Raw genomic sequence first — 3,910 nt, 5'->3', positions numbered from 1 at the left:
CCGATTAGTGGGGCAAGTCTTCCGACAAAACTAAAATTGCAAACAGATGGTTTGATATTCGTCTTAATCCCCGATTAGTGGGGCAAGTCTTCCGACTGCACTCGGTTAAAAAATTTCATTATTTTCAATCTTCTATATGGTTAAGAAAGGTTAGCATTTTTCCTTAACCAACAAAGACATTATTTAATAAAACCTTAACTGAAAAGAGCAGCCGAAAGACAGACTTTTCGCTATCCGTCGGAAAACTTGTGTTTCGGATTATAGCCGTCTGCTTTGCATTTCACAATGTTTTTTAACGTTTTCAGACGACGTTTCCATGGTCAAGAGACTTCGATGTCAGCTTGTCAGGGCTTTCAGCGCTTCTTTGTCGCGGGCGATGATGATTTGGATGTTTTTGGCGGCGCAGTTGCGCTCGAATTCCGTCCATTGCTGCGGCTTTGCATTGTCTTTAATGACGGGCGACAAAATCAGGACGCGGCGTACTTTGCCCATGTTGAGGCTTTGGTCGATCACTTGCCTTAGCGGGTCTGCCAGCTTGCTTTCGGAGCTTAAATCGGATTTGAGTTCGCAAAAAATCAGTTGGTTTTTACGGAACAGCAAAATGTCGGTTTCGTTGCCCTGACTTTCTCCTTGTATCAGTTGCAAGCCTGTCCCCAGTTCTTCGTCTTTCACGCCGTTTTCTTTAAACCATGTGTAAATGAGTTGTTCAAACCAGTCGCCGCTTATCCATTTTCTCCAGTCGTGAATTTGTCGGGCTATTTGGCTGTTTTTGTTGTATTTGGTGGGCAGGATCAGTCCTTTTTCGTCCAGACGGATGCGGTCTTGCGGGTCAATCAGGTTGATCAGTCTTTCAAGAAAGGGTTTGAGTTCGTCGGGTTGTGCAAGCCCGAACTCTTGCCATTCGAGCAGGATTTCTTTTTGGTCTTTGGAATATTTTTGTGTCCATGCGTTTTCCAATACGGGCATAACGGCGGGGAATAGGTTGCCGTTTTCAGGCTGCTGCATGCTTTGGGCGGCAAAACGCATTTGGGCAAGGGGCAGGCTGTCGGGATGTTCGATAATGGGGTTGGGGTTGTGTTTTTTGATTTCGTCGGCGTAGAGTTTCAAGCTGTCGCGCAGGGAGAATCGGTCGGATAGGACGATTTCGCCCAGAAATGCCAGGTTGTCGGGATTGAGGCGGTCTATGTGGATTTGGTTGCTGTCGCGTTGGAAGGCTTGGTAGTGCAGCTCCTGCCATATGCCGGTTTGGGCGGCGAGCAGTTGGGACAGGATTTTTGTGCCGCCTGTGATGTTGAGTATGGCGTTGTGTGCAATGTGGTGTTCGGCGCAGTAGGCTTTGAAGACGGTGTCGAGCCACATTTGGATTTCTTCGGTTCGTTCGCCGATGAGTTGGCTGTCGCTTTGAAAGCCGATTTCGTGGATTTTGCCGTTAAATTGTTTGCTTTGCTCGAGCGTGTTTTTGAAACGGGTATGTGCGTTTTTACCGGCTACCCATTTGGTAACGATGAGATGGACGTTTTGGGGCTGTAAACGCAGGCAGGCGCGGTATTCGGCGATGTTGTGTTCGGAAAGGATGATGAAGTAGTGTGGAATTGGGTGCATGATGCTCTCGCTTTGTTTGGTGGATTGAGGTCGTCTGAAAAGGTGTGTTGTGTCGGTGTGCGCTTTTTTATTTGAAGTTAAAAGGCAGGCAGGCTTTCAGCGCGGCAAGCAGTTTTTCGGGTTTTGCTTCGCTCTTCTGCAAGGTCTGTAAGGCTGCGTGCGGCGCTTGGGGGAACGCGGTTTTCAGACGAGCAGCTTCGGCGGCAATGGGGTAGGGGCTGGATTTGCCCAGTCCGAGCCGTTCTGCCAATACGGCAGTCGTCAGCGCAATCCATTGCAGGGTCAGGCCGTCTGCTTCTTCGTCTAGGGCATGGTTAAAGGCTTCGACGGCAATGATGTCGTTGCCTGCAAAATGCGCCAACCAGCCGCGCCACAGGTGGATAAGCTGCCATGGGTGTCCTGCTTCGCTTTGCCAGTGGGCTTGATTGTACAAATAGGTTTTTTGCGCGGATGCGGTTTGCTGCGGATAGGCGGCAAGCAGGCGCAATAAGGCATGATGGGTAAAGCGGTCGTCCGGGCTGATTGAAAATTTGTTGGCGGCTTTGTCTAAATCGCTGCCGAAAACAGATGTGGCGAGCGGCTGTATGTTTTCCCATGTTTCGCCTGCGTCCAGGGCGTTGTGCAGCCGGTATAGGCGGGTTTGACGGATGTCTTTTTGTGCTGCGGCAGGGTCGGATAGTTTTTCAAATGTTTCAAGTGCTTGGGTAAAAAATGATGCGGCAGGTTGGTGTTCTCCCGAGAAGGCGTGTATCTGTCCCATGCCTGATAGAAGCCTGCCGTATTGCTGCCGACCGACGGCGATTTCAGGCAGTTTGAGCGCGTGTTGCAGAATTTGTTTGGCGTAGTCGAATTCGTATATGTTGGTGGTGGCTACCGCCAGACGGTTGTATACCTGCGCGACTTCGGGTGCGGCTTCGTATTTCAGTTGGTTGCCCAAATCAAGCAGGTTTTGTATGGCTTCCAGACGCATTCTGCCCTGATGGTTGTCGGCGGCAAGCCGGGCTGCTTGAAAACGCAGTTGTAATAGTGGCGGCAGTTTGTTTGCTGCCGGGGCGTAGGTTTGCAGCCAGCCTAAGATTTCATCTAGGGCTTGGGGATGGTAGTCTTTTTCGTTTAGGCGATGGCGGACTGTCTGTAGGTAGTTTTGCCAGATTTCGGGCTGTGTTCGACAGCGTTCGCCCAATTGCTGCATGGCTTTGCGTAAGAGGCTGTGTTCGGGTTCGCCGGATAGGGCGCAGACTGCTTGAAACCAGTCGTGCGACGACAGGGCAGTTTTGCCGTCGAGTGCGGCATAAATGTGCTCTAAATCGCCGCTTTCCGGGGTAAGGAAACAATGTCCTTTGAATTTGGCTCTTATCAAACGTTGTTTGGCAGACGAACCGCCCCAGCAGTGCGCCAGTGCATCAACATGGGCAAGATAGGGGTGTTTGCCTTTGGGGGTGATTTCCAGTGACAGGTGCAGCTGGCTGAAACGGGCTTCGTCTATGCTTTGCAATTCGCTTAACAGCAGTTGTTTTAAAACCTGCAAGTCGGTGTCGGCATTAAAGCCGCCGCGTTGTTCGATAAATACGTGTACCTGCTTGCTGCCTTCGTTGGGTAGCGGCAGCAGGCGCAAGGCAAGTTGCAGTAAACGGTACACGCCGCTAAACCAACGCGGGCGGTTGAATGAAAGCGGGTCTTTGGCAGTAATGCCCAATACGCCTACCGACTGCGAGAGGATGTTGTTGATGACTTTGTCCAGCAGCTCGGGCTTTTCTTCAGCGGCGTGGAATGTTTCGGGCAGTTTGTCCAATTTGGCTCTGCCTTGCGGAATGGCAAGTGCGACATAGCGGCCTAAGCTGTAGTCGTCGATGGATAAATCCTCCGCCTGCTCAAATTCCATGCCTGTTTCGTCAATGACGATTTCCCAGTTGGAATGTGCTGGCAGGTGGCGCAGGCTGTTGGGATGATGTTGGGTAAATTGGGGTGGTCGTACTAGGCAGCCTTGTGCAGGGCTGAAGGATTTTCTCTTGTCTTTTTTCTCGTTGAGCTTACCCAGTTTGATGGCTAAGTGTTTTTTGATGCGTTGGCTTAGTTCGGGACGGGCTTGCTGCTCATTAAACCAAGCGTTTAGAGCTGTCTGGTTGTCTTTTTTGAATAGGGTTTCTAATTCTTGCGTCAGCTGATAGGCGTGTTCGCCCTGTTTCTTGTTTTTTTGAGCGGAGTTTGACAATTCAGTACCATGCTGTGCCGCAAGGTAAAGCAGTTCGTTTACTTTTTCTTGATAGTCTTTGTTGTCTAAGAGCGTGTTCATAGTCTTCGTAGCAGG

General features: G+C 50.4%; 2 protein-coding genes. Both read right to left on the bottom strand.

Translation table 11 applies throughout. The annotated features are described in order from the left end of the window. Positions 1–336: 336 nt before the first annotated feature. Positions 337–1,602, bottom strand: a complete 1,266-nt coding sequence (locus HMPREF3066_RS03470; protein ID WP_070440464.1) for a PDDEXK family nuclease — start codon at positions 1,600–1,602, stop codon at positions 337–339. 67 nt (positions 1,603–1,669) lie between these two features. Beyond that, positions 1,670–3,895, bottom strand: a complete 2,226-nt coding sequence (locus tag HMPREF3066_RS03465; RefSeq protein WP_321178899.1) for a tetratricopeptide repeat protein — start codon at positions 3,893–3,895, stop codon at positions 1,670–1,672. Positions 3,896–3,910: the final 15 nt, after the last annotated feature.

Source organism: Neisseria sp. HMSC03D10 (genome assembly GCF_001807625.1).
GTDB lineage: Bacteria > Pseudomonadota > Gammaproteobacteria > Burkholderiales > Neisseriaceae > Neisseria > Neisseria mucosa.
The sequence above is the reverse complement of the archived record's forward strand: the minus strand, read 5'-3'. Positions and strand labels throughout refer to the sequence as shown.

What these genes read in the sequence shown, in the direction of transcription:
- HMPREF3066_RS03470 (WP_070440464.1), bottom strand. Translation starts at nt 1,602, where the DNA reads ATGCACCCAATTCCACACTACTTCATCATCCTTTCCGAACACAACATC.
- HMPREF3066_RS03465 (WP_321178899.1), bottom strand. Translation starts at nt 3,895, where the DNA reads ATGAACACGCTCTTAGACAACAAAGACTATCAAGAAAAAGTAAACGAA.